A 26,281-nucleotide genomic window follows, 5' to 3' on the forward strand; every position below is an offset into this window, starting at 1 on the left:
CGAAAGGTCCTAAAGCGCACATATTGGACGTGATCCACCTGTGTAACTATGACGCGAACTTGATCTGAGGGTTGGATTTCCTGAAAGCGTCGCGAATTGCCATATGATAATACCGATCTGACAATGCAGGAGAGTGCCGCATGGCAGAAGGGAAACGCCGAACCCGCAGATGGGTCCTATTGGGCGGAGGGGCCGCCATTGCAGCGGGTTTCGCAATCCGCGAATACCGGCTGATCCCGCAGGCCTATGCTGGTGGTCAGATTGCGGCGGCCACAGCCCATCAACAGGCTCTCGACGGCGCGATCCATCTTATCGATATCCGAACCCCACGCGAATGGCGGGCGACCGGGGTCGCCGAAGCAGCCCATCCGCTCGACATGCGCCGTGAGGATTTCGTGCAGGCCTTGGACCACCTGCTCGGGGGGGACCGATCTGCACCTGTCGCACTGATCTGTGCACGCGGGGTGCGCTCGGCCCGATTAAGCAATCGACTGACCGAGGCTGGATTTACCAATATCATCGACGTGCCCGAGGGCATGCTGGGTTCGGCGGCCGGGCCCGGTTGGGTGCGGGCTGGGTTGCCTGTCAACGATTATGAAGAGGAAACGGGATGAGTGTCAGACACTGGTTGGCCGCGTGCTTTGTTTTTGCCGGGCAACCCGGCCTTGCGGCTTGTGGCGATACCGAGGGGATGTGCGAAACCGCATCAGGCGGATATCACATCGAACTGCCGAAAGCGGAGAACCCTCCGCTGGTTGTGTTCCTGCACGGCTATGGTGGCAGCGCCACCGGTACGCTCAAGAACCGATCCATGGTCGAGCCACTGCTGGCGCGCGGCTACGCGGTGATGGCACCGGAAGGGTCCGAGAGAAACGGCCGAAAAAGCTGGAACTTCTTTCCCGGTTGGGAAGGTCGGGATGAACCCGCGTTTCTTCGTGAAGTAGTGCAGGACGCTGCCGACCGGTTTGATATCGACCCGGATCGCGTGGTGCTGGGCGGCTTCTCGGCTGGCGCGTTCATGGTTTATTACCTCGCCTGCGCTGCGCCGGATTCATTTTCTGCTTATGTCCCGGTTTCAGGCGGGTTCTGGCGGCCACATCCCGAAAGCTGTGATGGTCCGGTGCGCATGTTCCACACCCATGGTTGGACGGACAATGTGGTGCCGCTGGAGGGCCGCCTTTTGGGCGGAGGCCGTTTCCACCAGGGCGATATCTTTGCCGGATTGGAAATCTGGCGGGTCGCCAATGAGTGTGCCGATACCAAGCCCAGCGGGTTTTCTACCACGGGCCAGTTTATGCGTCGCAACTGGATGGGATGTGCCGAAGGTAGCGCCTTGGAATTTGCTCTGTTCCCGGGCGGCCATACGGTGCCAAACGGCTGGGCTGATATGATGGTAGACTGGTACGAAGGCTTGCCCGGCGGGTGATCATTCCGCCGGTGTGATCACGCCTTTGCCTTCGATCAATCGCTTCAACTCATCGCGATAGCGCCGGGCCGAGCGTGTAATTGCAGGCTCACTGACATCTTCGCGCATACCAACCATACGGCGCGCGGTGCCTGCCGATACGCCGCTGAGCGCAGACAATGGGATCGCCAGTGCCAGGCTGATCGCAATCGGGGCCAGCCAGACCGAGACCAGACCGGCGAGGATGCCAACGCTAAGCGCGACGCCGATGATAGTCTCAAGGCTGTGGCACAGGATCAGCGTGCGCAGCCCGTAGCTGCCACCATCGCGCGCTTGCGGGGACCAGCCCTTTTGAATGCCCAACGCGGTGCGGAACACTGCAATCATCTGCTGCACCATAAGTATAGGGGCATAGAGGATCGACAGGATGACTTCGGACAGAAATGAAGTGAAGAATTTTCGCGCTCCGCCGAAATCGGAATAGCGCACACCGCTGAGGGGCAGGGCAGCGACGCCCAAAACCTTGGGCGCCAATAGCATCGCATACATCACCAGAATGATCAGCACATGCCGTGTTTCGGACATTTCTGGCCATTGCGGGAACAGCGGATTGTCCGGGCTGAAGTAATGCAGGACCGAGGCGTCCTTGCCCTGACCGATCAAGGCCCACATCACCAAAAGTGCGAACCATAGCGGCGACATCAGATATCCGACCGCTCCGTGGAACATATGGAACCGTGAGACTGCGCGGAAGCCGGTCGAACCCAGCAGTTTCAGGTGCTGCAGGTTGCCCTGACACCAGCGGCGATCGCGCATTGCGTGGTCAATGAGGGTGGGGGGCGTTTCTTCATATGATCCGCGTATGCGCGGCAGAAAGCGCACGGCCCATCCTGCGCGGCGCAGCAATCCGGCCTCGACGAAATCGTGGCTCATGATCAGCTTGTCTTGTCCGTTGAGCGACCGCAACTTGGGCAGACCTGCGCTAGAAGCAAATGCACAGGTGCGAATGATGGCGTTGTGGCCCCAATAATTGCCTTCTTGCCCGCACCAGCGCGCGAGGCCTTCGGCAAAGGCGATACCATAGACGCAGTTGGCAAACTGCTGCATCCGGGCAAAGACCGATTGCGCGCCAATCAGCTGCGGATAGCTTTGGATCAGGCCTGCGCCGGGATCGCGGGCCAAAGCATCGGTCAGGCGCGAGATCGCGCGACCCGTCATCAGGCTGTCGGCATCCAGCACCAACATCGCATCCCAGTCCGCGCCCCAGCGGCTGACCCAATCGGCAATATTACCGACCTTGCGATCCGTATTCTGGGGGCGGCGGCGGTAATAGAGTTCAAGCCCCGGTGCCAGCGTGGTCCGCAACGCCTCAACGCTGGCCTGTTCCTGCGCGGCGATCTCGGGGTCGCGCGTGTCGGATAAAATGAACATGGCATAGTGGTGCTGACCACCGCGTTTCTGCAGGTCTTCCAGCATCGTACGGGCGTTCCCCAGCACGTTCCACGGCACTTCGTTATAGACAGGCGTCAACAGCGCCACGCGCAACGGTTGCGAGCGTCCTTCACGCTTTGGCTGCTCTTGCCGGGACAGCGAGACCATGCCCAGCAGCACGGTGCAGACCGTGAAGGAAATCCAGAAGAAATTGAACGAGATTAGCGTCAGCAGGATACCTTCGACCAGATTAATCCCTTCGGCGCTGAACCAGTCGAACATGACCCAGAGCAGACCCAAAGCCGCCGCCATGGCAGGTGAGAAGACCAGCGCGCGCCAGAACCCGACGGAAGGAATTCGACCTCCGGCAGGTACCTGCGCATCGCGGAATCCCTGCGCAAAGTTCTGCGCTGGCATCGCCAGAGGGGCCTCGGGCGGCATGATATGAAGATCGCGGTTCATATGGTCCAACGGTAAAGCCAGACTTCAGAGGCTGGTTGTTTGTCTTTCAGCAACTGCGCGCGCAGTTCCACGTGGTTGCGTTCGCCTGGTTCGAATGAGAACGCCAGCCGCAACCCGCCCGTGTCTGGGTTACGCTGCAGAACGCCTTCTGAAGTTTCGGCATGGGGCGAGTCGACAAACACCGTGATGGCCTCGGGATCGTCAAGCAGCTCACTGGCTTCGAAGTCAATCACAGCTAAACGGCCCTCGCCGAATGTGTTGTCGCCCATCGCGGTGTTGATCACGCGGGCCATAGGGGTGTGCTGAGGTTCCTCGCCCCAGATCAGGCGATAGGACAGATCAATCTGGCTGCCTGCGGCGTAGGGTTCCATCGGGCGCCAATAGGCGACGATGTTGTCATAAATCTCCTGATCCGCCGGGATTTCGACAAGCATGACGGTGCCTTTACCCCAGTCTTCTCTGGGTTCGACCCACAAGCTTGGGCGTTTGTGATAATTGGCTTCAAGATCCGCATAGTCCGAGAACTTGCGCTTGCGTTGCATCAGACCAAAGCCGCGGGGGTTTGTGTCGACAAAAGACGAGATCTGCAGGCGCGTCGGGTTCGCAAGCGGGCGCCACAGAACCTCTCCTGCGCCGTTGCGGATCATCAACCCGTCACTGTCGTGCACTGCGGGGCGAAAATCATCGAAACGGCTGTGATTGGTCTGATCGAACAGGAACATAGATGTGCCGGGCGCGATGCCGACATGGGGCAGTTCGGTACGTGGGAACAGGGTGGCTTCAATATCCATCACGCAATCTGAACCGGCGGTAACGTGGAAGCGATAGGCCCCTGTAACGCTTGGGCTGTCCATGAGCGCATGAACGACCATGTTACGTTGATCCGGTTCTGGACGCTCCAACCAGAAACGAATGAATTCGGGGAATTCCTCGCCATCTGGATCGCCGGTCTTCAAGGCGAGCCCTCTGGCCGATAGGCCATAGACTTCGTGCAAACCGATGGCGCGGAAATAGCTGGCCCCTTGCCAAACGCAGAACTCGTCTGTCTCGCCAGGACGGTGCATCTCAGTACGCAGGCGTAGACCTGAAAAGCCCAGCGTGTCGTCAATGGGCAGCTCAGGTACGTCTTCAGACTTATCGAACATGGCTAGATCAAAGGCGACCGGCTTGGTCATACCGTCCTCGACGGTCGATACTTTCACTGTGCGTGGAAAATACAGGCCCGGCGTGAAAAAATCGACGTTGAAGGGCGTCTCGGTCTCGTACCACAGCGCGCGATCCAGCCGGAACCGGATTGAACGGTATTGCTGATACGTCAGGTCCTGCCACTCCTGCGGAACCATCTCACGCTCTGCATAATCGCGGCTGGCCAGGTCGCGGGCCATTGCGATGACGTCGTCTCGGCTGAACGGGGTCTCTCCTCCTGTGGCATATGCCGCTGGGGCGAAGGCCAGAGCGGTTGATGAGGCGAGAAAAGCGCGACGTGTAAAGTTCATTTCTTTGATTTCCAAGGTTGTGACTTGAACCAGGCGGCCAGATAAGCCACGCCGATGATCATGGCAAAGCCAATCATGTTGGCGATGAACACACTGGCAACATCCCGCCCACTCAGGTCCAGTCCGACGCCGATAAGTCGTGCTGCTGCCATAGAAAATACGAACACCGCGAGCGATTGCTGACCCACTTTGGTGATGATGGTCAGCAGGAACTGCCAGACTTTTGCAGCTGCCCCCTGACCGGTCGCGATCAGGCGGTGGCCGTGCTCACCAGCGATAACCCAACCCAAATAGGCAAGTGACAGGAAATGCAGATACCGGAATAGACCAAAGTCGGTCTTATCGCGAAATTCTTTGGTCACTGGCCAGACCTTGCGAATCTCTTCAGCCAGATCAGGGGCTGCTGCATTGATCCAAGTGAATACCTTCCACGAGCCGAACGGCATCGAGAAGATCAAAAACAATGCTGCCGCCCAGATCAGAGTTTTCGACACCGGCGGCGCTGGAATCCAACCTCGCATGAACGCAAAGCCGGTGAAGAACAGCAATTGCCACCCGAATGGGTTGAAGAACCACTGGCGCTCTGACCAGGGCTCGGCCGGCAGGTCAAGGTAGTCGAATTGTGCAACGAGCCAGATCGTGACCGAGGCCATGGCGACCGCCCAGAATCCGATCCGATATAGCCCCATAAACAGGGGCATCATCGCCAGTACCACCAGATACATCGGTAGAATATCGAAGTAGTTCGGCACATAGGTCAGGGTGAACAGTCCGACGATCTGTGACGCCGGATCGTTGAAGAAATGCTGTAGATTGAGAGAGGAGATATAGTTTTTCTCGAACAGCCCACTCTGGTTCAGGGCCGCCATTGTCATCGCGACAAAGAAGAACAGGCAGATATGCGCCCAGTAGACCTGCCAGATGCGAAAGCTCACGCGTGCGGTGCCCATCCACCAGCCTTTGCGCATGAACGCCCCCCCAAAAGCAATTGCCGAAGCCATGCCTGAACAGAATACGAAGATCTCGGTTGCGTCCGAAAAGCCAAAGCGGGCAGGTATCCATTTGGCCCACGGATCGTTCGGAATATGGGCAATCAGGATGATGAACATCGCGATGCCGCGATAGAAATCCAACCGCGGATCGCGCGTAGCGGCGGGGGCGGCGACCTGAGACGCCACCGGAGCAAAATCAGAAGCGGGCGATGCGGTCGCCATACGGTTTCTGTCCTTCTTGGTCTTTTATTGTTGTTATTCGGCGGGGACGCTTTGTGCGTCGCCGCTGTCGCGTGCGGCCTCGATCAATTCTCGGCGGGCGAGGGCGTAATTGTCCTCTCCCCCGGCACGTTTGGCGCGGCGGTCGTCCAGGATGCGCTCGACAGCATCCAGGCGGCCAGCGCGCAGGCCGGAATCAATGGTGATGCGCTCGAATACATCACGTTGGGCGTGGCTGCCACCCGCCAGTTGCATCCCACCCCGGGCATTTGAAAGAAAATCAAAGGCTTGGCCGTAAAGGCCTTCTCCAAAGGCCTCAAGCCCCTTGGCGGCGGCAATGCCCGGGTCGGACATGCGGATCGGCGTGTCGCCCTGATTGCGCTGGGCGTCATTTTGAATACGCTGCAGCATATTTGCTGTAGCCTCCGAACGATTGTCCCCGGTCAATGCCAGCAAGTAGTGAAGATCGGCGAAGATCAAGCATCCGTCTTCGGTTCGTGCTGCGCTGAGATCGGCTAGTTCTTCCCAGCGGTTGCCAACATCAACGCCCTCAAGCTCTAGCCGGGACAGCAGCGAGGTTGCATTCGAGATATCGCGATAGTCGTCGGTTTTGTCCTGGCGGATGTGATGATCGTAAAGCGCCATAACTTGATCGACTTGCCCCAAATCCAGATGCATCAGCGCCTTGTGCCACCAGACATGATAGCGGAAATTGTTGCAATGCGCCCAAGCGTCCTCGCGTCCCGCGAGCCAGTCCAGTCCCAGCTGCGCGTTGCCCGTCATCTCGTGCACGTGCGCTACAGCGTGCAATCCCCAGGCGTCGTCCGAAACCATCCACAAGGCCTGACGACCGGCGATCTCGGCTTTCTCGTAGGCGCCGGTTTCCTCCAGCGCGAACGAGTGGCATCCCAGCAAGTATCCACGTCCGGCATGGTCGGGTTCATACGCTGGCATCACCCGTTCGATCGACCGACGCATCCCCGCCGCATCGCCCAGAACGAAACGCGTCGCATGGCTGAGCTTCATGGCCAAAGTATCCGTTGGGTGCGCTCGCAGAATCTCTTCAAATTTCTGAACGGCCTGTGATGGAAGGTCGGCCATATACAAACCCAGCGCCTCGACATATAGCCTTTCCCGGGCTGAAACTGGCTGACGCTCCATCGCTGCATTCGCGGCACTCAGCGCTTCGGCAGCGACCGCGATCATCTCACGCCGGCCCAGCAGAACCATGAACAGCCCTTTGACCGCATGGCCCAGCGCAAAGTCCGGCTCAAGCTCCAGCACCTTGCCCAGATGTTGCGGTGTGACAGCGGCATGCGCCATGAACCCAAGGAGAACACCATCCCATGCCTCGACGCTTGCGGGCTGGTTCAGGGTGTTCATCTGTCCAAAGACGTCTTGTTTCATACTCGGGTCCAATCTGATTGCGACGTTCTACACTGTTCGATGTAACAGAGTGTGCAGCCGGGTCGTAACAGTATCGACCCTGCTCTCGAATTGGTGAAATCCCGTGTGTGAGAAACGCGAAAAAAACCGCCGATTCAAGGGCATGTTTCAGCAACTTGCCGCCTAAACGGGCAGAGTGTTTCAATCTTCGAAGGGGTTTTCCGCGTTCAGAACAGCCTGTGTGTCAGCCCCACAGACCGGTGGTGCGCTGCGATATGTTACAGGCGTGCGTGACAGGTTCAGGGGATTCCCGATCAGTTGCACCTCGCCAGGCTCAGCTTGCATCGAGATCTGCATCTGGCGGGCAGCGACCTGATCCGAGGCAAAAACCCGATCGAGCGTCCGCACCGGGCCAACAGGGACTTTCAGGTCTTCAAGCCCCGCGATAACGCTGCCTGTATCCAGCGCCTGAACTGCCGGGCGCAGGATCGCATTCAACGCATCCCTATTTTCAAGACGGGCCGGGTTGGTGGCAAATCGGGGATCGTCGGCTAGCTCTGGCTTTTCGATGAAGCCGCAAAATCTTTTGAACTGACTGTCATTTCCAACGGCCAGAATCACGTGCCCATCCGCCGTCTGATAGACCTCGTAAGGCACAATATTGGGATGCCCGTTGCCGCGCCGCTGAGGCACTTCGCCCGAGGTCAGATAATTCACGCCTTCATTGATCAGCCAAGCAATCTGTGCATCCACCAGCGCCAGATCGATCTGCTGACCCTCGCCAGTCATGTCGCGATGACGCAGCGCAGCCAGAATACCAACGCAGGCATACATACCACACATCACATCAGCAATTCCGACGCCTACTTTCATCGGCGCGCCGTCGGCGTCTCCGGTCAGAGACATGATCCCGCCATATCCTTGCGCCATAAGATCATATCCGGGCTTCGATGAGTTTGGGCCTGTCTGCCCGTAGCCTGAGATCGAACAGTAGACGAGGTCAGGAAACTCATTGGACAAGGTTGCGTAGTCGAGCCCGTATTTCGCCAGTCCACCGGGCTTGAAATTCTCGATCAGAATATCAGCGTGCGAGGCTAGGCGTCGGACTTCTGCCTGTCCTTCGGGTGTTGCGATATCCAAGGCGACCGATTTCTTGTTGCGGTTGGAGGACATGAAATATGCGCTCAGGTCTGAGCGGTTGCCATCCGCATCCTCGGCGTAAGGAGGGCCCCATTGCCGCGTATCATCACCACCGGTCGCCGGGTTTTCGACTTTGATGACGGTAGCGCCAAGGTCGCCCAACAACTGCGTACAAGTGGGTCCTGCCAGAATGCGAGACAGGTCCAGTACCTTGACGCCTTTCAGCGGTCCTTCAGATGCGGCCATCATATCCTCCACGGTCAATTTCCGCAGCAATGACAGTGAACTTGTCTGCTTTCAACGCCTGATCCAATGCAGCCCGCAAATCGTCGCGGCTACGAACTGTGTGACCATAACCGCCGAATGCGCGGCCTAAAGCCGCAAAGTCATGGCGGTCAAAGTCCACTCCGCGATTGCCCATCTGGCGCTGGCGTTGTTTCAGTTCGATAAGCGCAAGGCTGGCATCGACAAAGACCAGAAAGATTGGGTTGCCACGCAATTCGGCGGCAGTCGACAGCTCTCCAGCAACCATCAGAAAGCCGGCATCGCCAGAAAAGCTGATCACGGGGCGATCCGGTTCGGCCATTTTCAGACCGATCGCCATCGGAACGGCACACCCCATGGTGCAGAGCGCCGAGGACTGGATCAACCCTCGTGCCTCCGAACACTCCCACATCTGACTGAGCAGAATGCGATGCGCGCCGCTGTCGGCCGTGGCGAGGGTCTCGGGTGGCAGAACGGCACGAGTTTCTGCGATGATCGCCGCCGGTCCCCAGTCTTCATCTGTCGGAAAAGCATTCGCCAGCGCAGCCTTGACCTGTTCAGGCTCACCATTCGGCCAAGTCTTGCCGGCGGGGTTGCCCTTGGCGATGGCCTCAAGCGTTGCGCCGGTGTCGGCGACCAGATTTAGCCCAGCCTGATGCATGTAATGATCGTTCACCACGGCTGATATGTCGATCACGCGCTTGGTTTCTGGGTCCCATATCTCGCGCCAGCCGGGGCGCATCTCGATAGGGTCATATCCCAAACACAGTACCAGATCAGCCTGTTCCACCAGCGGGACTAGGTGCTTATCGGCCAGCGGAGACAAACCCGCCCCGCCCAGGCAGAGTGGATGATCCTCGGGCACCACCCCCTTGGCCTTGTAGGTGGTGAGAAAGGGAATGTTGAAATGCTCTAGAAATGCTCGCACCACACAGCGCGAGTCGTCGTAAAGAACATCAAGACCGATGATCGCCAAAGGTCGCTCAGCCTCGGCCACCCAGCGGCGGGCCTTTTCCAGACATTCCGCGCCAGGCGCGACAGGAGCAACTTTTGCCAGTCGACGACGTTTAATCCCTGATACGCGCGTATCGGCCACCGAGATAGGCACATCGATGTGTACCGGGCCGGGGCGCGCTTGGTTGGCAAGCGATACCGCCTTGTCGGCGATGATATCGGCCCCGTCGGCCGTCAGCATAAAGCTGCCTTTGGTGATCGAGCGATAGACTTGCGCGTGATCCATCACTTGATGGGTGTAGGTCAACGCCTCATCCGCGTCGACACATCCGGTCAGCACGATCATCGGCACCCGATCCTGCAGGGCGTTGGCGACCACATTGATCCCGTTCATCGCTCCGGGCCCGAGTGTGGCCACGAGGATTGCAGGTGCACCATCGCGATGGTGGACCGCTTCGGCCATGAAACCTGCAGAGTTTTCGTGTTTTGCAAGGTGGAAAGCAATGCCCGCGCTTTCCAGCGCATCCACCAATGTCAGAACCTCGCCGCCGGGCATTCCGAACGCATGGCGGCATCCGGCCTCGAAAAGGTGTTGTGCCAACAAATCCGCAGCGCGGGGAGACAAGTCCTGCATTAATCAAGCTCCGACAAAGTTATCTGCCAGCAGATTGCGGAGGACGCGTCCGGACGCAAGCAGGTTCACGTCAGTGTGACTATTTGACGGCGTTTTCCGCTACGGCCTGAAACTTTGCGTCCAATTCTGTGGCAATCTCGCGCAGAGCGTCTCCGCCCTCGTCTGCGTAAGGGGCAAAGACGAAGCTTGGTGTCTTGTAAGAAAGGGTTGCAGTGCCGTCCTCGTTCTCGGTCACGTAGAAACGGATGGGCGCTTCGATCATCGCGTTGGTCGAGGTTTCAAGAACCCGAACTGCGTAATCGTTGTTGAATGCGCCAATCACCCGGTTGCCCGGAATGGTGATACCGCGCGAGGCCGCCGCTTTGGTCGGCCCGGCCTGTGTCACAACGATCAGGCCGTTTTCCTTTACAGCGGCCTTTGTGTCATCCACGAGGGTCTCATAGCTTTTTCCGCTGGAGTAAACCGCCCATCCAGTAAGAGGTTCGATGCCGTCGGCCCAAGCAGGCATCGCCAGCAGGCAGATCGCAGCCCAAAGCGCCCTCATGTTCTTTCCCTTCCTGTTGACTGGGGAATTGATGACAGAAAAGCGCTGAAACGGGGCTCACAATCCTGTGCGCGCGTCAGGCCGCACGTTTCTTCAGCAGATAGATATCCATGATCCAGCCGTGATCAGAGCGGGCCTGCATGCGGGTATCCAGAATGTCTTGCGCCACATCCGCCAATGGGCCTTTGATCAGAATCTCTTCTTTCATGCCCACATATGCCCCCCACCAGATGTCATAATCGGTCATCTTCAGGCTCTGGAACGAGCATTCGCCATCCAGCATTACGGCCACTTTCGACGCCGTTTCAGGCCATCCATCATCGCGGATGCGACGGCCTGTGGTCACGACATAGGGCGCGCCCAGATCATTGATCGGGATCGCATGGGCTGCAGTCAACGCCTGCAACGCTGTGATTCCCGGCATAACCTGGACTTGTGGTTGCGGGTCCAGCCGCGCTGCAATTCTTAGCGAACTGTCATACAGCGACGGATCACCCCAGATCAGCAACGCCACCTTCTGCGCGTCCGGGTAGGCTGAAATCGCCTCGTGCCAGCGCAGGGCAATTGCGTCGTGCCATTCGTCGACGCCTCGGAGATAGCCGTCATCTGCCCGGCGTTTGGGAACGTCGAAATAGGCGATCCGTGCAGGTTTGTCGGTGACCTGCGTGATGATGTCTTCGCGCACACCGGCCAGATCAGCTTTGTTCTCTCCTTTTCGCGGGATCAGGATCAGGTCCGCTGATCTGATCGCCTTCGCCCCCTGAAAGGTCAGGTGGTCGGGATTACCCGTTCCGATTCCGATCAGGATCAGTTCAAACATCTTCGAACTCTGCCAGCGGGCCATACAGGATCAGGGCCGGGGCGGTTCCGACCTCGGATCGCAGCTTGTCGGACAGGTCTCCGATTGTGGAGCGCTCCAAGGATTGCTCGGGAGTTGAAACAGATTCGGCCATCAAAGCAGGCGTGTCCAACGGCAAGCCATGCGCGCTCAGGGCTTCGACCAGCAAGGGAAAAGTGCGCTTGCCCATAAATACGACCGTCGTCGCGCTAGCATCAGCCAGGGCGGGAAGGTTCAGATCGGTCGGCAATTTGCCACTTACGTCATGCCCGGTGACGAATTGAACACGACGTGCAGTCAGGCGTCGGGTCAGAGGAATACCAGCTGCAGCTGCCGCCGCGACGGCAGAGGGGATGCCGGGAATGATCTCGTACTTGATGCCGGCTGCCTGCAACGCGACCAGTTCTTCCTCCAGTCGACCGAACAATCCTCCATCACCGGATTTCAGGCGTACCACCTGCTGACCGGTCTGCGCATACTCCACCAACAATCGGCTGACGTGATCCTGCTTGGGCGAAGGGCGACCGGCACGTTTGCCAACACCAACCAGATCAGCATCGTCACGCGCATGGGTCAGGATCGGGCCGCTGCTGAGATCATCAAACAGCACTGCATCGGCTTTCTGCATCCGGTCTACGGCCTTGAGCGTTAGTAGCTCCGGATCACCCGGACCTGAGCCAATGAAAGAGACAAAACCGGTCATGCCGAGGCCTCTGCAATAAGATGGAAAAATGTGCCGGTGACATTGCCGCGTCGCGATCCTGTCTGAGGGCCTTCAGCTCCTTCCGCATCGAAGACCCGCGCGAGTGGAGCGTCGGGTTGTTCGATGATCGAGGAATAGTGGAACTCATGTCCGCGCAGGGCGGTACCCGCCGCAAAGCCGGGCATTGGAGCCAAGAGTTCAGCCTTACGATAGCCAAGGTTGAATTTGCGCTTTTGGTATGAGGTTTGCAGACCCAACAACCCTGCCATCTGATGTGGGGCGCCTTCCTTGTCGACCAATACTTCCCCCAATGCCATGTACCCCCCGCATTCACCATGCACGGGCCGCGTTTCCGCGTGTTTCCGTAGGCCGGTCAAGAAGATATCTGCCGCGGCTAATGTTCCCGCATGCAGCTCAGGATATCCCCCGGGTAACCAGACCAGATCGGCATCTGCAACTGGCGCTTCGTTTGCCAGTGGCGAAAAGGGCAGTATTTCTGCACCGGCGCTGCGCCACCCTTCCAGCAGATGCGGGTAAGTAAATGAAAACGCTGCATCACGGGCCAGTGCGATCCGCTGCGCCGGGGGTCGCGGCAACGCGGCTGACGATGGTCCAGCAGGGCCTGAGGAGGCCGCCCGTTTGATCGCATCCAGATCGACATGTTCACGCAGGAATGCGGCGTATCCGGCGATTGCCGTTTCCAGATCCGGATGCTCAACCGCCTGGATCAGACCTAGATGTCTTTCGGGCAGAGTCAGATCACCTCGGCGCGGAAGAACGCCCAGAACCGGCAATCCAGCCCGTTCCATGCCCAGCCGCGTCAGCCGCTCATGTCTTGGGCTGGCACAGCGGTTCAGGATCACCCCGGCAAAAGGTAGATCGGGGTTATACATCCGAAAGCCAAGCGCGGTCGCCGCCGCCGATTGCGCCTGTCCTCCGACATCCAGGACCAGAACGACCGGCCATCCCATGCGCAGCGCCGTTTCAGCGCTCGACCCATGCCCCAGCTCTCCGGGTTTGGCGACACCATCAAACAGACCCATCGAGCCCTCGGCCACTACAATATCCGCGCCCGTCGCCTGCTCAGAGATCGCGCTTAGCAGCGGCTCCCCCATCGCCCAGCTATCCAGATTGAACGAGGCACGGCCTGCCGCAGCCCGGTGAAAAGCCGGGTCGATGTAGTCCGGTCCGCTTTTGAACGGTTGTACGGTCAAGCCGTCCTCGGCCAGCGCCCGGAGCAATCCTAGCATGACTGTGGTCTTGCCTGTACCCGACGACGGAGCGGAAATCAGTATTCCCGGTGGGTTAGTCATCACCATGGCTCCAGCTCGACCACGGACTGTCGGCGCTTTGAGGGCGATAGCGGCGGTCATATGTCTTGGAATACAGACAGCTTTCGTCAAACCCTTCACCTGCAAGCGCCGGACCAACCATGATCAGTGCGGTGCGCGAGATGCTGTTGTCCAGCGCCTCCTTCAACGTGGCAAGCGTTGCGCGGATGATCTTCTCATCCGGCCAACTAGCGCGGTAGACCACGGCGACCGGGCAGTCTGCCCCATAGGCAGGTGTCAGGTCGGCGATGACGTTATCCAGATTTCCGATCGAAAGGTGGATAGCCAAAGTCGCACCTGTTTTAGCGAAGTTTTTCAGTGTCTCGCCTTCCGGCATCGAAGACGCACGCCCGGGCGTGCGGGTCAAGACCACTGATTGCGCCAGACCGGGCAGTGTCAGCTCGGTCCCGAGCGCTGCAGCCGCAGCCGCAAACGAGGGTACACCGGGCGTGACGCTGACCGGGACACCCATCTCTTTCAGGCGTCTGATTTGCTCACCCATCGCCGACCAGACCGAGAGGTCCCCGGAATGCAGCCGCGCCACGTCCTGTCCAGCTTTATGCGCTGCTTCGATTTCGGCCATGATCTGATCCAGATCCATGGGTGCGGTGTTTATGATCTTCGCGCCTTTGGGGCAGTGGCCCAGAATCTCCTCGGGTACCAATGAACCCGCATAGAGGCACACCGGGCAGGAGGCGATGATATCGCGCCCGCGCAGGGTCAGCAGGTCGGCGGCGCCCGGTCCGGCGCCGATGAAATGAACGGTCATGTCTGTCCTCCGATGGCGACGGCGCAGGTTGCAAGCCGGTCGTCCGAGATTTGTCTGGGTGAAATCAGCCGCGCGCCATGTCCGGCGGCAGCAAGAGCGGATGCTTCGGCCACGCTGCCGGTGCCATATGTGGCGCGACTGCGGGTTGAGCAAGTAAGTGTGCGTTGTTCGGCAAGATCATTTGCCGGAATGAAATGTATCGGCAGCTCAGTTGCTTCTGCAAGCGCGGCAAGTGCGGCGTGTCCGTCCTTGTCCGCAACGGTCGCAAGGGCATCGACAGTTTTTCCTGTCGAAGCAAGCTCGAAAGCGGCACGAAGACTGGCCAGCGTAGCAGAGGATGAGAAACCTAACCCCGCGACGATCATAACGTGAGGCTCCACTGCACCACTGGGTAGGCAGATTTCCAGCCTCGCCGTGGACCAAGCGCAGCTGCCTGCGCCAGTTCGATGCGCAGCAGGTCTCCGCCGAGCTTGACGTGCCATTCAGCTAGTAACGCTTCGCTTTCCAATGTCACCGCGTTGGCGATCAGCCGCGTGCCGGCCTGAAGATTAGCGTGTAGCCAGTTCAGCAGATCCGCACTCAGACCGCCACCGATGAACACCACATCGGGTCGGTCAAGATCAGCCAACGACTCTGGTGCAGAACCGTGCACAACGCACAACCGATCCTGCCCTAACGTATTGGCATTGCGGCGAATGCGTTCGGCCCGATCAGCACGCGGCTCGATAGTCGTTGCAGTTAGCGTCGGATCGCACATCAGCCATTCGATGCTGATCGAACCGGTGCCACCACCGATATCCCACAGATGCTCACCCCGCTGAGGAGCAAGCGCCGACAGGGTTAGCGCGCGAATGGGGCGCTTGGTTATCTGGCCGTCGGTTTCAAAGATGTCATCGGGCTTTCCCGAGGCTTTGGGGAAGGCACGCCCAGTACCCGCGACATCAAGACCGACACAAACCGGATGTTCGAAGGTTCCAAGCAACGCCTCGGTCAGCGACACGCTGCGCGCGCGTTCACGGGGGCCACCGAGCGCTTCCATGACGTGCAGAGTGCAATCGGCAAAATCGGTTTCGCCCAGATAGGTCGCAAGCTCGGCTACGGCTTTGCCGTCGCGCAGCAAGAGAATCGCGCGCAGGCCGGGTGCCAAGTGAGGGCGAAGGCGCGTCAGAGGCGCGGCATGTAGCCCGAAGGTCAACGTGTTTTCAAGCGGCCAACCAAGCCGCGCAGCAGCAAGCGAAAAGGTCGACTGGCCGGGTAGGGCAATCCATTCGTTCGTTCCGAAATTGCGCGCGATAACGGACCCGGCCCCGAACCAGAACGGATCACCCGAGGCCAGCACAACGGTCTGCCGACCGCGCAATCCGGTCAGAATTGGCAGGCCATCGGCAAATGGGACCGGCCATTCAATCCGTTCCGCCGCGCTGTCTGGGATCAACGACAGGTGGCGTGTCGGACCCATGACAATCTCAGCGCGGTCCAGCACTTGACGGCTTGCAGGGGACAGGCCATCCAGTCCATCTTCGCCCAAACCCAAAACAGTCAGCCACGGAGTTTCAGACATGCCCAACCTCCTGATTCTTGGTGGCACGACCGAGGCGAATGCTCTGGCAAAATCGGTTGCCGATCAAGGCATTCCCGCTACATATTCCTACGCTGGACGTGTCGATAACCCGCGCTCGCAACCCGTGCCGATGCGCGTGGGCGGGTTTGGTGGTGCAGCGGGACTGGCGCGGTACATTCACGAGCACGGCGTCAGCCATGTTGTCGATGCGACTCATCCCTTTGCGGCACAGATGAGCCGAAATGCGGTGGAAGCCTGTGCGGGGGGCGCAACGCCCTTGGCCGCATTGACGCGACCTGCTTGGGTCGCGCAAGACGGGGACAACTGGCAGCACGTACCGGATATTGAAGGTGCGGTTGAAGCTCTGGCCGGTCCAGCCCGCCGTGTCTTCCTGGCAGTTGGCCGGATGCATCTTCATGACTTCGCAGCCCAACCTCAGCATCACTATCTTTTGCGGCTTGTAGACGATCCGGACGCATTGCCGCTTCCGAAAAGCGATGTGATCGTTTCGCGGGGCCCGTTTTCTGTTGAAGAGGACCGGGCCTTGATGGAACGTCACCATACGCAATTGATTGTATCCAAGAATGCGGGTGGCACCGGCGCGCGGGCCAAACTCGATGCCGCCAGGGCGCTGGGCTTGCCGGTTCTGATGATAGACCGTCCGACCCTGCCGAAGCGGACCGAGTTGGCAAATGCCACGCAGGTCTTGGACTGGCTGGCGCATACTTAATCCTTGGCCAGCGTGAATCTCGGGGTGTAGACGATCGGGGCGCTGTTGCGCTCGACTATGCGGGTCAGGGACGAGCCGACGATGACGACGGTCTGCATGTCCGCCATATCTGCCGTGGCTTCTTCCAGAGTTGAAATCCGCAAAGCCTCATCCTCGCGGGATACAGCGCGTGCAAACAGGATCAGGCGTTCCGGCTCACATTCTTCCCGCAGGATTTCCAGCGTTTTTTCAAACCCTTCCGGTCGAGACTTCGAGCGAGGGTTATAGAACGCCATGGCGAAATCGCCCTGCGCGGCAAGTCGCAGGCGCTTTTCGATCAGTGGCCATGGCTTCAGGTTGTCGCTCAGGTTGATGGCGCAGAAATCATGCCCTAACGGTGCCCCGGCACGGGCCGAAGCCGCCAGCATCGCAGTGATCCCTGGCAACACTTCGATCTGTATGTCGCGCCAGTCATTCGGCCCGTTTTCAAGCGCTTCAAACACCGCTGCGGCCATCGCAAACACGCCGGGATCGCCAGATGAAACCACAACGACGCGTTTACCGTCGGCTGCCATTTGCAAAGCGTGCTGAGAGCGGTCGATCTCGACCCGGTTATCGCTGGCGTGCAGGGTCAACCCCTCACGCTCGGCCACCCGAGCAACATAAGGGATGTAGCCAACCACGTCTGTCGCTTCTGCAAGCGCGGCAGTGACTTCGGGAGTGACCAGTGCTTCGTTTCCAGGCCCAAGGCCAGCGATCTTGACCCAACCGCTCATGGTCGGCGTCCCTGTCCATGAACCAGAATGATTGAGAAATAGGGCGTGATCCCTTCGCAATTGTCAGACAGTTTGCAGACCCGTTGGTTCGGCATCTGAGCGTATTCGACGATCCACGCGCGATCATAAAGCCCGGCCTGTCTCAGCGCGCGCTTTACCTTGTCGAAGTTCCGCCCGATCTTCATGACAACCAGCGCGTCGGTCTGGGTCATGCGTTCAGTCAGCGTATCCTCGGGCAAGGTTCCAACAAGAACCGTGAGGACATCGTCGCCCCAAGTTATCGGGTCACCGGTCGCGGTCCAAGCGCCGGACATCCCGGTTATGGCAGGTACGACTTCGACTTCAGATATGTCTCGTAGTCGATTGTAAAGGTGCATAAATGATCCATAGAAGAACGGATCGCCTTCGCACAGGACCACTACATCCTCACCATTTTCGGTAAGCGACTTCAGATGTGCGGCACAGTCTTCGTAAAACACCGAAAGGAGTTCATTATACCTTGGATCCGTCACCGGGATTTCGGTGGTTACCGGGTACTCCATTGGAAACTCGATGGCATCGCCGGGGATCATTCCATTGACGATCTTGCGGGCCTGACCTGTGCGGCCAGGTTTGCGAAAAAACGCCACATGGCGGGCATTGCGCAGCAGGCGGTCCGCACGGACACTCATCAGGTCCGGATCGCCGGGGCCGAGGCCCACGCCGTATATTTTACCCCCGCTCATTCCGTGCGGCTCGCGATAGCATTGATGGCAGCAACTGTGATCGCACTGCCTCCCAAACGGCCTTTGACGATGCAGGAGGGTACGGGCTGCGCTTCCCACAAGGCATCCTTGGACTCGACCGCTCCGACGAAGCCCACCGGGCAGCCGATAATGGCAGCGGGGCGTGGGCAGTCGGGATCTTCCAACATGTTCAGCAGGTGGAAAAGCGCGGTAGGGGCGTTACCGATCGCGACCAGTGCTCCTTCCAGATGCGGACGCCACAGCTCTAGCGCGGCGGCAGAGCGCGTGTTGCTCATTTCGGCAGCCAGAGGGCGCACGCGCTCGTCATGCAGGGTGCAGATCACTTCGTTGTCAGCGGGCAGGCGAAAGCGGGTGACGCCTTCGCTGACCATGCGGGCATCACACAGGATCGGTGCGCCATTTTCCAGCGCGGAACGCGCCGCCGAGACAAAACCGTCCGAGAAATGGACGAACTCTTCCAGCCCGACCATCCCTGCGGCGTGGATCATCCGAACGGCGACCTGTTCTTCATCGGCATCGAACCGGGCCAGATCAGCCTCGGATCGGATGGTGGCAAAGCTCTGCTTGTAGATCGCCGCGCCGTCGGTTTCGTATTCATAGGGCATCAGGTGAAGTCCATGGTCATGAGTGTTTCTTCGGTCAGGCCGCGTTGGCAGGGCTCATCCCCCGCACGGCCTTGTTTGACAAGGTCAAATCGTCCGGAATTGCCAACCAAAGTGACATCGGCCGGACCCATTCGGGCGCATCCCTTGGCGCAGCCCGATACATGCAGGCTGCCTGCAACGCGCGCGGCCAGGGCGCGCGCCACACCGCGGGTTTCGACCTGCGCCTGCGGGCAGTATGGCGCGCCGGGGCAGGCGTCGGTTGTTCTCAGCGGGTCGGTGCCATCTGTGACAAAGTCAAGGGCGGGTATCGCCGCCCCGCCTTCCAACAGGAACAGCCGCCATGGTGTGACCCGCAGGGCAGTGGGGTTGCTGTTTTCAATCAGTGAATGGAGTTGCCGCGCCGGTAGTTGCCCAAAGGCAGCGCCATAGAGTGTCCCCTGCGCGCAGGCTCCCGGTTGAAGAGGCACACCAATGGGGCCGGGCGCGCTGCCTTGCCACTCGTTGGGCAAACCATATGTGGCAACGGTCCGCGCCATGCGGCGGGTCTCGGTTGTGTGGGTTTGCGCAAACCACTTCGCCAACGCGATCACTTGGTCGATGGCTTGAGCTTCCGACACCACTCGTCCGGTTTCGGCCCCGTCCGCGCGCAGGACCAGGCTGCCCGAACCGAGTTCAAGCCGGATATCCGCCGAGTCATCGGCCAATAAACGCTCGGAACCTGTGTCGATGGCAAAGCCGAACTTGGCAGGTAAATCCGGGAGCTCGGCCAGACGCTGGATCAATTCCTGTGTCAGCCGGGTGGTCAGATCACCGGCTTCATAGAGCGGTGAGACCAGAATGTTGCGGCGAATTTCGATTCCGGGCTCGGCGTCCAGCAGCTTCAGCAAGGAAAGCGCGGCCAACAAGGATTGATGGTCGGTTTCCTTTACTCCACGCAGCTGAAGGTTGGCGCGATTGGTAAGGTCGATCGTGCCATTGCCGAACCGTTCCGCCAATTCGCACAGCCCTATCGCCTGTTGGGCATCCAGGCGCGCCAGCCGAGGGCGCACACGCACGACCAGCCCATCACCGGACATCATCGGGCGATGGGCACCGGGGCACCAGCCCTGCACGATTGGCGCACTCATCCCAACCCCTCCAGGTCGGCGCGGATCGAGTTCCGGCGGGTATGCCATAGCCCTGCCTCCAGCAGTGCACGGAACCGATCCTGCATGGCCTGATGTGCTTGCGGGTTTGCCTGTTGCAGGAAGGCGTCGACCTCTTCATTGCCCAGCGTGGCGTCGTGGTACAGATCGAACAGATGCGGTGCGACTGTGCCGGACAGATGCGCGAAAGATGCCATATGATCCAGCGTCGCCGCGATTTCAGCGGCGCCCCGGAACCCGTGCCGCTGCATTCCGGCAATCCAGCCCGGGTTGGCGGCGCGGGCATAGACGACGCGGCTGATTTCCTCGGGCAGGGTGCGGGCGCGCGGGTTGTCCGGGTTGGTATTGTCCAGATGATAAAGCTGCGCAGTACCGCCGGTGATTTTCTTGGCGGCGGCAAATCCGGCCTCGTGCGTTGCATAATCATTGGCCAGCAGCAAGTCCGTCTCGGTCAGGTCCTGTAGGTGCACAAAGCTGTCGGCGTTGGCGACGCGTTGCGAGATACCGTCCTTATCCTGCGCGATGTGTTCACCTTCCAAAGCGAAGGAACTGGCGTCCAGCCAAGCCTCACCCGCCTGCACGCGTGCCTCATTCGTATAGGTTTCGGACAGATGAGTCATGTTCAGACCATAGCTGCCGGGGGCTGGCCCATAGACCCGCGCCGCAGGCTCCTGACCGGCGTAAGGATTCCAGTCGGGTGCTTCATCTCGTTTGGTCAATGCGCGGACAGCCTGACCGTACAGCGCGGAAAGCGTCGGGAACACGTCCCGGAAAAGACCTGAGACGCGCAATGTTACGTCCAGACGCGGGCGGCTGAGATCGGTGATCGGCAACACTTCGATGCCCGAGACCCGCTCAGACCCTTTATCCCAAACCGGCTTCACTCCCAGCAGGTGTAGCGCCATGGCGAATTCCTCGCCCGCTGTGCGCATAGTGGCCGAACCCCATAGATCGACGATCAAGCCCTTGGGGTAGTCGCCTTCTTCTTGCAGGTGCCGCCGAACTAGTTCCTCGGCGAGCTTGACGCCTTGTGTATAGGCCGCGCGCGTGGGAACCGAGCGTGGGTCGGTCGTATATAGATTCCGCCCGGTCGGCAAAACATCCGTACGCCCGCGATAGGGGGAACCGGACGGCCCGGCCTCGATCCGTTTGCCCGCTAAAGCGTCAATCAGGGCAGAGCGTTCAGCTTGGGCTGAGGGGGCAGCGTCGAAATTGCCCGTCTCATCGGGGACGCGCCCAAAGATATGCAGCCCATCACCGAACTGGCTTTCCTTGATGTCACAGACAAATCGGTCAATGCGCGTGATCGCCTCGGCGGTACAGGTGGCCTGATCGAGGCCAAGATCGCTTTCCAGCCCGATCGCCTGCGCCTCGTCCCGGATATCTTCCTGCAGGCGATCGCGGCGTTTGGGGTCTAGCCCGTCCGCGTTCGAGAACTCGTCCAACAGCGATTCCAGCCGCACCATGCGATCTGGTGTGCCGCTTTCCTTCATCGGGGGTGGGATATGGCCCAACGTGACCGCCCCGATCCGACGCTTGGCCTGCGCGGCCTCGCCGGGGTCGTTGACAATGAAGGGGTAGATCACCGGCAGATCGCCGATTAACGCCTCGGGCCAACATTCGTTGCACAAGGCGACTGATTTTCCCGGCAACCATTCCAGCGTGCCATGCGCGCCGATATGGATCAGCGCATCCGCGACCAATCCTTTGCGCAACCACAAGTAAAAGGCGACGTAGGCGTGGCGCGGTGTGCGCGACAGATCGTGATAGTCGTCATCGCGCAGTTCGGGTGTGCCGCGCTCGGGCTGCAGCGCGATCAGAGCCTTTCCGCGACGCAGCGCAGTGAAGTGGAACGCGCCGTTTGTGAAAGCAGGGTCGTCTTTGGGAGTGCCCCAAACCTTATTGAGATCGGCGCGGTGTGTTTCCGGCAGCGCCGCCAGCGCCGCCTGATAATCCTCTAGCGGCCATGAAATCCGGGCATCAAGAAGAGTTTCAGCAATTGGCTCGGCAGGCGCGGTGTCATACCCTTCGCCTTGCAGATCGAGCAACATTGCCTCAGCCGAGGCCAGCGCATCCAGACCCACTGCATGTGCCATCTGCCAGTCTTTGCCGGGATAGGTCGATAGAACCAGCGCCGGAACCTGCTCCGCTTTGGGTTTGTCGTGAAGGTTCAGCCAGCCGGAGATGCGGTTGATGATGGCTTCGATCCGTTCGGGTTCAGCCCGATGAGCGAAACGAGAATATTCGAGATGCGGGTCGCGTTTGCCCGGCTCTTTGAACGATACGATGCCCGCGTTGATCCGCCCGTCCACTTCCGGAAGGACCACATGCATGGCAAGATCGGCAGGCGAAAGGCCGCGTTCCGCTTCGGCCCACGCTTTGCGGCGTGAGGTGGCCAGCGCGACCTGAAAGACCGGCACCTCTGCCACATCGAGAGGTGAGGTGCCTGATGCGCCCTTGCCTGAGAATGAGGTGGCGTTGACGATCGCCGAAGGCTTCAGCGCCACAATAGTCTCGCGCAGCCAATCGGCGGCATTTGGTGCTTTGAGCGACGGGGCAAACAGGCCGACGGCCTCAAAACCTCGCGCGCGCAAGCTGCGGATCAGCGCTGCGATTGGGGCTGTGTCCGCCGAGGTCAGATAAGCACGATAGAAGGTTACGATGATACGTTTCGCATCACCGGGCAGAGCGTTTTCTGCAGGGATCACGCCGTGATCTGGGCACCAGGCACCGCATTCGGGGATGGTCTTGGCGCCCATGACCGGACCTGCATACAACCCCGCAGCCAGTGCCATCTGCGCCAGAGCGGCCTGCGCCGCGACCTCACCGCCGGTGTCGCACAGATGCGCCAGCCGCCGCAGGGTCGAGACAGGCAGGGTAGAGTAATCATCCAGCCGCGTATCCTCGCGACCGTCTGCGGGCAGTACGGCCAGTGCAATCCCTTTGGCCTGCGCCAGCGCCAGAACCTGCTGCAAGCCGTACGCCCAATAGGGCACTCCACCGATCAGACGGATCAGGATGCCCTTTGCGCCCTCCAGTGTCTGCTCGACATATGTGTCGACTGAGAGGGGATGCTTCAGCGCCGTCAGATTGGCCAGCCGCATCGTTGGCATGCGTCCTTCAGGCCCACCTCCACGATGCCATCCCGCCGCGAAAGCGCCAAGGTCACTGTCGGAAAAGGACAGCACCACCAGGTCCGCCGGGCTCTGACCCAGATCGGTCGGGGTCTCGGTTTCTTCGAGCCCATGGCTTTCGCGGAAGACGACGTGCATAAGTCTTACTCGGCAGCCTCGGTTACACCCACGAGGATATCGCGGATCTCGGCCTCTTTGATATCGTCATGCTCGGCAATGACCACAAGGCGCGAGCGACGGTCTTCGCCGGGCTCCCACAGGCGGTCATATTGGTGACGCACGCGCGCACCGACGGCCTGAACCAGTAGGCGCATGGGCTTGCCCTGAACGGCGGCATAGCCTTTGACGCGCAGGATATTCAACTCGTTGGCCAATCGTTCAATCTTGGCGACCAGATCAATCGGATCGGTTTGCTCGGGCAGTTCAACGATGATGCTTTCGAAATCGTCATGCTCGTGATCGTGATGGCCGTCGTGATGGCTGGGACGCGCGTCCATGTCATCCTCGGCCGCGGCTTCTAGACCCAGCACGACGCGGACGTCCACGGCACCCTCGGCCACTTCGACCACGGGCATGGGGCGGGGCGCTTCGGCGGCGATGATCTCTTTCGCTTTCGCAACGCCTTCCGGGCCAGCCAGATCGGGCTTGGTCAGCAGAATGATGTCGGCGCAGGAAATCTGATCCTCGAACACCTCGGACAAGGGCGTTTCATGATCAATCGAGTCATCTGCCATGCGTTGCGCATCCACCGCCTCGACATTCGGAGCGAACCGACCAGCGGCCACAGCCTCGGCATCGGCCAGAGCAATCACGCCATCGACGGTAATTTTCGAGCGGATATCGGGCCAGTCGAACGCCTTCAACAACGGTTTTGGCAGGGCAAGACCGGAGGTTTCGATCAGGATGTGATCGGGACGCGGCTCTAGTGCCATCAGGGCTTCAATGGTCGGGATGAAATCATCGGCCACGGTGCAGCAGATGCAACCATTGGCCAGTTCCATGATGTTTTCTGCGGGGCAATCAGGAATGGCGCAGGATTTCAGGATATCGCCATCGACGCCGACATCGCCGAATTCGTTGACGACCACCGCCAGCCGCTTGCCCTGCGGGTTCTGCATCAGATGGCGCACCAGTGTGGTTTTGCCCGAGCCCAAAAAGCCGGTGATCACAGTGACGGGGAGTTTCTCGAGATTGCTCATTTCAGGGCTCCAATCGGGGGAATGCGGGCCGCACAGTTTTTGCGGAAATGTTCAGGACGTTCACGCCATTTGACCAAACCGTCCTCGGTGGCGAGGTATTTGGCTGCGCCTTCGACGATGGTTTCGACATGGTCGATCTCGTTCAGATGCTCATACACGAAAGTCCAGCGATCCGGTCCTCCGCGTAGCACGATCGAGCAGCCTTCATCGCAATTCGACAGGCATTCCACAGCTTTCAAGGTAATGCCTTCGGGCAGGCCCGCCTGTTCAAGCGCCTTGTGCAGCAACGTGCCGGGGCGCTGGGCGTCATCCTCGACAGGCAGCCCGCGACGGCAGGTAGTGCAAACCAGCAGTTCGACCGGTGCGGTCTCGGTCATGTCTCTCATCCCCCCAAATCCTCTTCGTGGGGGACGGGGTTTCATGCGGGCCGATCACAGCCCCACACCGGAACACCCCGTCCGGTTTCATCTTCGGGCGTTGGCAGGTCTCCCGGCTTGCGGATTTCAGAGGAGGCCTCTGCCGGATGTCCCGCCTTCCCGGCCATACTGCCAGTGGCTTTGGGCACCCTCTCCGGTCACGGTCGCGGGGGCGGCTGCGTTTGACGGCAAAAACCGCTGACGCATTCCCTTTTCATCTGCTCTCGCAGACACCAACGAAAGGGACATGCGGCAGGGCAGGGTTGCTTGTCAAGCGAGTCGCGCCGATCCGTGAAAAAGCGGATAAAAAGCGACCTGTCGGGGTCGCTGGGCGGCATGATACTTCTGCTACGACGTGCTGGCATGGCAGCAAGATGCGAACAGGAGGATACCGCGCATGAAAGTAGGGTTTATCGGGCTGGGGAATGTAGGGGGCAAGCTATCTGGATCGCTGCTACGAAACGGTATCGATCTGACGGTTCATGACCTGAACCCGGATCTGGTGACCGAATTCGTCGCCAAGGGTGCCAAAGCCGCCAAAAGCCCGGCGCAACTGATGCGCGATTGCGATGCTGTTATAACCTGTTTGCCTTCTCCTGCGGCCTCGGATGCGGTGATGCAGGAAATGTTGCCAGGGGTCGGCCCTGGCAAAATCTGGATGGAAATGTCGACCACCGACGAAGCCGAAGTCAAACGCCTTGGCGCAATGGTCATCGAACGAGGCGGCGCAGCGGTGGATTGCCCGGTTTCGGGCGGATGTCACCGGGCAGCGACGGGTAATATCTCGATCTTCGCAGGCTGTGATCGTGAGACTTTTGAACGTATCCTGCCTTTCCTGACCACCATGGGGCGGCGCATTTTGCACACGGGCGATCTGGGCTCGGCCTCTATTCTGAAGGTGTTGACCAATTATCTGGCTACCGCCAACCTGATCACCTGCGCCGAGGCATTGGTGACAGCCAAGGCCGCCGGCATGGACCTTGGAACCACCTATGAGGCGATTAAGATATCGTCAGGCACATCCTTCGTGCACGAGACCGAAAGTCAGGTCATCCTGAACGGCTCGCGCGATATTTCCTTCACCATGGACCTGGTGAAAAAAGATATCGGTCTGTTTCAGGAGGTCGCCGACCGTGCCGGAGTTCCTCTTGAGATAAACCCATTGATGATCAAGATTTTCGAAGATGGCATCGCGCGATATGGTGAGCGTGAACTGTCCCCGAACATCATCAGGCGGCTAGAGGACGCGACCGGACTGGAGATCCAAGCGCCAGGGTTCCCAACCGAGATGCTGGACGACGAGCCAGAAGAACCGGGTTACGAGGTGATCCCGCAGAATCGGTAGATCAATTAATCGGCAAGCATTGCGGTTGTCTGGCGACCTGGTTGGACAAAATTATGGTGCTATTCTAAATAGGTCGA

At 59.6% G+C, this 26,281-nt stretch carries 24 protein-coding genes and 1 riboswitch; of the genes, 4 read left to right on the forward strand and 20 right to left on the reverse strand.

Annotation, left to right across the window (positions count from 1 at the left end; all coding sequences use genetic code 11):
* The first annotated feature begins 140 nt into the window (after positions 1 to 140).
* Both ACR0AY_RS12160 and ACR0AY_RS12165 read left to right on the forward strand, forming a co-directional pair.
* A complete protein-coding gene (locus tag ACR0AY_RS12160; protein WP_170401273.1) occupies positions 141 to 614 on the forward strand; it encodes a rhodanese-like domain-containing protein in 474 nt (157 codons plus the stop codon).
* Positions 611 to 1,426 carry a PHB depolymerase family esterase gene (locus ACR0AY_RS12165; RefSeq protein WP_170391879.1) on the forward strand — a complete coding sequence of 272 codons (816 nt, stop codon included), beginning with the start codon at positions 611 to 613 and terminating at the stop codon, positions 1,424 to 1,426. The genes ACR0AY_RS12160 and ACR0AY_RS12165 overlap by 4 nt, the downstream gene beginning before the upstream one ends.
* Here the strand turns inward: ACR0AY_RS12165 and mdoH are convergent, their stop codons facing one another.
* The 13 genes from mdoH to cbiE all read right to left on the reverse strand — a co-directional run bounded on the left by mdoH (position 1,427) and on the right by cbiE (position 16,129).
* The gene (gene mdoH, locus ACR0AY_RS12170; protein ID WP_170512187.1) at positions 1,427 to 3,298 is read right to left on the reverse strand and encodes a glucans biosynthesis glucosyltransferase MdoH; all 1,872 of its coding nucleotides are present in this window, start codon (positions 3,296 to 3,298) and stop codon (positions 1,427 to 1,429) included.
* Positions 3,295 to 4,794, reverse strand: a complete 1,500-nt coding sequence (locus ACR0AY_RS12175) for a glucan biosynthesis protein G (protein ID WP_170512185.1) — start codon at positions 4,792 to 4,794, stop codon at positions 3,295 to 3,297. The genes mdoH and ACR0AY_RS12175 overlap by 4 nt, the downstream gene beginning before the upstream one ends.
* Positions 4,791 to 6,008, reverse strand: a complete 1,218-nt coding sequence (locus tag ACR0AY_RS12180; protein WP_170512184.1) for an OpgC domain-containing protein — start codon at positions 6,006 to 6,008, stop codon at positions 4,791 to 4,793. The genes ACR0AY_RS12175 and ACR0AY_RS12180 overlap by 4 nt, the downstream gene beginning before the upstream one ends.
* A 33-nt stretch (positions 6,009 to 6,041) precedes the next feature.
* The gene (locus tag ACR0AY_RS12185; protein ID WP_170512182.1) at positions 6,042 to 7,412 is read right to left on the reverse strand and encodes a tetratricopeptide repeat protein; all 1,371 of its coding nucleotides are present in this window, start codon (positions 7,410 to 7,412) and stop codon (positions 6,042 to 6,044) included.
* Positions 7,413 to 7,592: 180 nt separating this feature from the next.
* Entirely contained in the window at positions 7,593 to 8,777 is a 1,185-nt protein-coding gene (locus ACR0AY_RS12190; RefSeq protein WP_170512180.1) for a CoA transferase, read from the reverse strand.
* Positions 8,764 to 10,383 carry a thiamine pyrophosphate-binding protein gene (locus ACR0AY_RS12195; RefSeq protein WP_170512178.1) on the reverse strand — a complete coding sequence of 540 codons (1,620 nt, stop codon included), beginning with the start codon at positions 10,381 to 10,383 and terminating at the stop codon, positions 8,764 to 8,766. The genes ACR0AY_RS12190 and ACR0AY_RS12195 overlap by 14 nt, the downstream gene beginning before the upstream one ends.
* A 79-nt stretch (positions 10,384 to 10,462) precedes the next feature.
* Positions 10,463 to 10,927, reverse strand: coding sequence for a DUF302 domain-containing protein (locus ACR0AY_RS12200; RefSeq protein ID WP_170512176.1), 465 nt, complete (start codon positions 10,925 to 10,927; stop codon positions 10,463 to 10,465).
* Between the two features lie 76 nt (positions 10,928 to 11,003).
* Positions 11,004 to 11,747 carry a precorrin-6A synthase (deacetylating) gene (gene cobF, locus ACR0AY_RS12205; RefSeq protein WP_170512174.1) on the reverse strand — a complete coding sequence of 248 codons (744 nt, stop codon included), beginning with the start codon at positions 11,745 to 11,747 and terminating at the stop codon, positions 11,004 to 11,006.
* Positions 11,740 to 12,468, reverse strand: coding sequence for a uroporphyrinogen-III C-methyltransferase (gene cobA, locus ACR0AY_RS12210; RefSeq protein WP_170512172.1), 729 nt, complete (start codon positions 12,466 to 12,468; stop codon positions 11,740 to 11,742). The genes cobF and cobA overlap by 8 nt, the downstream gene beginning before the upstream one ends.
* On the reverse strand, positions 12,465 to 13,787 hold the full coding sequence (locus ACR0AY_RS12215) for a cobyrinic acid a,c-diamide synthase CobB (protein ID WP_170512170.1): 1,323 nt from the start codon (positions 13,785 to 13,787) through the stop codon (positions 12,465 to 12,467). The genes cobA and ACR0AY_RS12215 overlap by 4 nt, the downstream gene beginning before the upstream one ends.
* On the reverse strand, positions 13,774 to 14,568 hold the full coding sequence (cobM, locus tag ACR0AY_RS12220; RefSeq protein ID WP_170512168.1) for a precorrin-4 C(11)-methyltransferase: 795 nt from the start codon (positions 14,566 to 14,568) through the stop codon (positions 13,774 to 13,776). The genes ACR0AY_RS12215 and cobM overlap by 14 nt, the downstream gene beginning before the upstream one ends.
* Positions 14,565 to 14,933: a cobalamin biosynthesis protein gene (locus tag ACR0AY_RS12225; RefSeq protein ID WP_170401248.1), complete on the reverse strand. Its 369-nt coding sequence runs from the start codon at positions 14,931 to 14,933 to the stop codon at positions 14,565 to 14,567. Before ACR0AY_RS12225 ends, cobM begins: the two co-directional genes overlap by 4 nt.
* A complete protein-coding gene (gene cbiE / locus ACR0AY_RS12230) occupies positions 14,930 to 16,129 on the reverse strand; it encodes a precorrin-6y C5,15-methyltransferase (decarboxylating) subunit CbiE (protein ID WP_170512166.1) in 1,200 nt (399 codons plus the stop codon). Before cbiE ends, ACR0AY_RS12225 begins: the two co-directional genes overlap by 4 nt.
* Between cbiE and ACR0AY_RS12235 the strand changes: the two genes are divergently transcribed.
* Complete coding sequence (locus ACR0AY_RS12235; RefSeq protein WP_170512165.1) at positions 16,128 to 16,859, forward strand: cobalt-precorrin-6A reductase; 732 nt, start codon at positions 16,128 to 16,130, stop codon at positions 16,857 to 16,859. The genes cbiE and ACR0AY_RS12235 overlap by 2 nt on opposite strands.
* Here ACR0AY_RS12235 and cobJ read toward each other — a convergent pair.
* From cobJ to ACR0AY_RS12270, 7 genes are read right to left on the reverse strand one after another with little or no spacing between them, the layout of a single operon-like run.
* The gene (gene cobJ / locus ACR0AY_RS12240) at positions 16,856 to 17,614 is read right to left on the reverse strand and encodes a precorrin-3B C(17)-methyltransferase (RefSeq protein ID WP_170512163.1); all 759 of its coding nucleotides are present in this window, start codon (positions 17,612 to 17,614) and stop codon (positions 16,856 to 16,858) included. The two genes, ACR0AY_RS12235 and cobJ, sit on opposite strands and share 4 nt — an antisense overlap.
* A complete protein-coding gene (locus ACR0AY_RS12245; RefSeq protein WP_170420941.1) occupies positions 17,611 to 18,339 on the reverse strand; it encodes a precorrin-2 C(20)-methyltransferase in 729 nt (242 codons plus the stop codon). Before ACR0AY_RS12245 ends, cobJ begins: the two co-directional genes overlap by 4 nt.
* On the reverse strand, positions 18,336 to 18,965 hold the full coding sequence (locus ACR0AY_RS12250; RefSeq protein WP_170391845.1) for a precorrin-8X methylmutase: 630 nt from the start codon (positions 18,963 to 18,965) through the stop codon (positions 18,336 to 18,338). The genes ACR0AY_RS12245 and ACR0AY_RS12250 overlap by 4 nt, the downstream gene beginning before the upstream one ends.
* Complete coding sequence (cobG, locus tag ACR0AY_RS12255) at positions 18,965 to 20,092, reverse strand: precorrin-3B synthase (RefSeq protein ID WP_170512161.1); 1,128 nt, start codon at positions 20,090 to 20,092, stop codon at positions 18,965 to 18,967. Before cobG ends, ACR0AY_RS12250 begins: the two co-directional genes overlap by 1 nt.
* Entirely contained in the window at positions 20,089 to 23,382 is a 3,294-nt protein-coding gene (cobN, locus tag ACR0AY_RS12260; protein ID WP_170512159.1) for a cobaltochelatase subunit CobN, read from the reverse strand. The genes cobG and cobN overlap by 4 nt, the downstream gene beginning before the upstream one ends.
* Before the next feature lie 5 nt (positions 23,383 to 23,387).
* Positions 23,388 to 24,443 (reverse strand): cobalamin biosynthesis protein CobW, encoded by a 1,056-nt coding sequence (gene cobW, locus ACR0AY_RS12265; RefSeq protein WP_170391839.1) that lies wholly within the window; start codon positions 24,441 to 24,443, stop codon positions 23,388 to 23,390.
* Positions 24,440 to 24,820, reverse strand: a complete 381-nt coding sequence (locus tag ACR0AY_RS12270; RefSeq protein WP_170391837.1) for a DUF1636 family protein — start codon at positions 24,818 to 24,820, stop codon at positions 24,440 to 24,442. Before ACR0AY_RS12270 ends, cobW begins: the two co-directional genes overlap by 4 nt.
* A gap of 85 nt (positions 24,821 to 24,905) precedes the next feature.
* Positions 24,906 to 25,112: riboswitch (cobalamin riboswitch) on the reverse strand.
* A gap of 105 nt (positions 25,113 to 25,217) precedes the next feature.
* Here ACR0AY_RS12270 and ACR0AY_RS12275 point away from each other — a divergent pair.
* Positions 25,218 to 26,204: an NAD(P)-dependent oxidoreductase gene (locus ACR0AY_RS12275; protein ID WP_480454208.1), complete on the forward strand. Its 987-nt coding sequence runs from the start codon at positions 25,218 to 25,220 to the stop codon at positions 26,202 to 26,204.
* Positions 26,205 to 26,281: the final 77 nt, after the last annotated feature.

The organism is Ruegeria sp. A5 (assembly GCF_056543005.1).